This window comes from Escherichia sp. E2562, assembly GCF_005781075.1.
Classification (GTDB): Bacteria; Pseudomonadota; Gammaproteobacteria; order Enterobacterales; family Enterobacteriaceae; genus Escherichia.
In genome coordinates, this window is record NZ_VATM01000036.1 from 1 (window position 1) to 2185 (window position 2185).

Here is a 2185-nt window from a genome sequence, read left to right on the forward strand (position 1 = left end):
GGTCAATCACCTTGTTTTCCTCGCACGATGTCTTAGCCACCGGATATCCCACAGGTGAGCCGTGTAATTGAAGGTTTTTACGTCAGATTCTTTTGGGATTGGCTTGCGTTTATTTCTGGAGCGTTTCGTTGGAAGGTATTTGCAGTTTTCGCAGATGATGTCGGTGAAACTTCGTCGCTGTCGTCTCATTCGTACCTCCTGTCGGTAAATCTGACACCCTGACCAATAGCCCAGGCTGTTGTGTACTCGATCAGACTTGCCATACGCTTCACGCTCATCTGCGCGCTGCTTTCGCGAATGTTGACGTATTCGCCTTCAAGGCCGGGCAAAACATCAGCTTCCTGCTTTGTTGCCACTGCATGACCGCTGATCAACAAAACCTTCCATTGTTCTGGTTTTAACCATTTATCGCGCCACTGAACTTGCCTAGCGATATCTGCGACCATCGCGTGAAATTTTGCGTTCTGGTCAAGGTTGCGCTTGTAGTCAGTAATGCGGATGGTGACTGGCTTGTCTTTATCGAGTGGTGTTGCGAGGATGGCATTTATTGCAGCTTGCTGTTGTTGCTTAGTTCGGAGGAAGATTGTTTGCTTCATCGAAAATTCTTCTCTTTAATTCCAGCGGCTCTGATAGCTTTCATTACTGCAATTACCGTTTTGTCACACCCATCCTCATAACCCATCGCATAAGCACCTTCTTCACCATCTTTCCAAAAGTCGTCATTCGATTCGGGCCAGTCGATATCCAGTTCAATAGCTGCTCGCGATGCCTGCCACGTTTGCCAGTGGCCTTGAACATCGTCCATCACGTATTGACCACCAATATTACCGCTGCCAATTTCATGGTGATTTTCAGGGTAACGGATAAGGTCTGAAGATTCGCCTCCACGTCGCAACCAACTTTCTTCAAACTGCTTTCTTGATTCGTCCATATCACTCTCCATCGATGATTTTTTGGGTCACCAATAATATTTGATAGTCGCCATAATTATCGGTAGCAACGCGCAGACGACTGAAAACCGTAAAACAAAACCCGCTCCCAATATGCGATATCCATTCTTCCAGAGAACAAAACTCATAATCAGAAGACATCCATGAAAAATCGCGACAAGAAATAAACTATAAATAAATGCATTTGCCATCAGTGCTTACCCTCTCTCACTTAATCTCCTCCACGCTTCGTTAAACTCATCTCTGGTTGCGCCGGATTTTCTTTCTTCAAACATCATGCATTCGCTGATGTCTCCCCATGACTTTGGTCGCTTTTCAGCGAACAGATCATCCCATTCAAATACCCAGCGGCCTGATTTTCGGTAGTGGTAAATGGTCAGCCATGTTGTGCTGTTCGCTGGATACCCATAGAGAACTTCGACTTTTTGATCACGGTCTTTATGCTTTTTCAGCAGGATAAAGCCAGCAACCAGCGAAGCTCCGGCAAGAATGATGATTGGAATTTGCCAGTCAGCCACACTTACCTCCGCTTAACTCACAAAACGCCACGCCATTTTTGCTACGACAACAGGCATAACACCGATAATCACCCACAGGAGAATGCTACCGAAAAGCACACCCACCAGGTCTTTACCTTCGCCTACCAACCGGACAAAACAGCCAGCAACCACAATGAACGTCGCCACCATCCACATAGCACCGAGAAGTCTCAATGCAGAGAAAATCAACTCAACCACGATTTACTCTCCCCCAAATAAAAAGGCCTGCGATTACCAGCAGGCCTGTTATTAGCTCAGTGATGTAGATGGTCATACGTCAGCCCCTTGTGCATATCGTCTGCCACGCGCAGCAGGTGCATTTGATGCTGTGCAAATCTGTCTGGCTTCATCCTGGTCACATGCAACAAAGTGTCCGTTGCAGAACCGCTGGTAAACCGTACCAAGTGAGCCAAAACGGTTTTTCGTCACGATGATTTCAGCAAATGGCGCGGCGCTACTGTTCTCGTCATATACCGCTTCCCGATAGAGCATGATGATTGCGTCTGCGTCCTGTTCAATGCTTCCTGAATCACGCAAATCTGCGTTTGTCGGGCGTTTGTTTGGTCGCTTCTCAACATCGCGTGAAAGCTGACTTAGGGAGATAACAGGCGTTTTCAGGTCTTTCGCCATCGCCTTAAGGCTTCCTGAGATGTGAGCAATTGCGAGGTCGTTGCGGTCTGCTTTCGGCTTCTCAAT

At 47.3% G+C, this 2185-nt stretch carries 6 protein-coding genes; all 6 read right to left on the minus strand.

The annotated features are described in order from the left end of the window. Positions 1 to 6 precede the first annotated feature (6 nt). Positions 7 to 189 carry a NinE family protein gene (locus tag FEK43_RS22585; RefSeq protein WP_001254221.1) on the minus strand — a complete coding sequence of 61 codons (183 nt, stop codon included), beginning with the start codon at positions 187 to 189 and terminating at the stop codon, positions 7 to 9. After that, the gene (locus FEK43_RS22590) at positions 186 to 596 is read right to left on the minus strand and encodes a recombination protein NinB (protein ID WP_000814617.1); all 411 of its coding nucleotides are present in this window, start codon (positions 594 to 596) and stop codon (positions 186 to 188) included. The genes FEK43_RS22585 and FEK43_RS22590 overlap by 4 nt, the downstream gene beginning before the upstream one ends. After that, the gene (locus FEK43_RS22595; protein ID WP_135409001.1) at positions 593 to 931 is read right to left on the minus strand and encodes a hypothetical protein; all 339 of its coding nucleotides are present in this window, start codon (positions 929 to 931) and stop codon (positions 593 to 595) included. Before FEK43_RS22595 ends, FEK43_RS22590 begins: the two co-directional genes overlap by 4 nt. A 216-nt stretch (positions 932 to 1147) precedes the next feature. After that, positions 1148 to 1468, minus strand: coding sequence for a hypothetical protein (locus FEK43_RS22600; RefSeq protein ID WP_135406895.1), 321 nt, complete (start codon positions 1466 to 1468; stop codon positions 1148 to 1150). Positions 1469 to 1480: 12 nt separating this feature from the next. Next, positions 1481 to 1687, minus strand: a complete 207-nt coding sequence (locus tag FEK43_RS22605) for a hypothetical protein (RefSeq protein WP_135408996.1) — start codon at positions 1685 to 1687, stop codon at positions 1481 to 1483. Between the two features lie 72 nt (positions 1688 to 1759). Further along, the coding region (locus FEK43_RS22610) for a DnaB-like helicase C-terminal domain-containing protein (protein ID WP_171020823.1) at positions 1760 to 2185 on the minus strand (426 nt) is incomplete at its 5' end.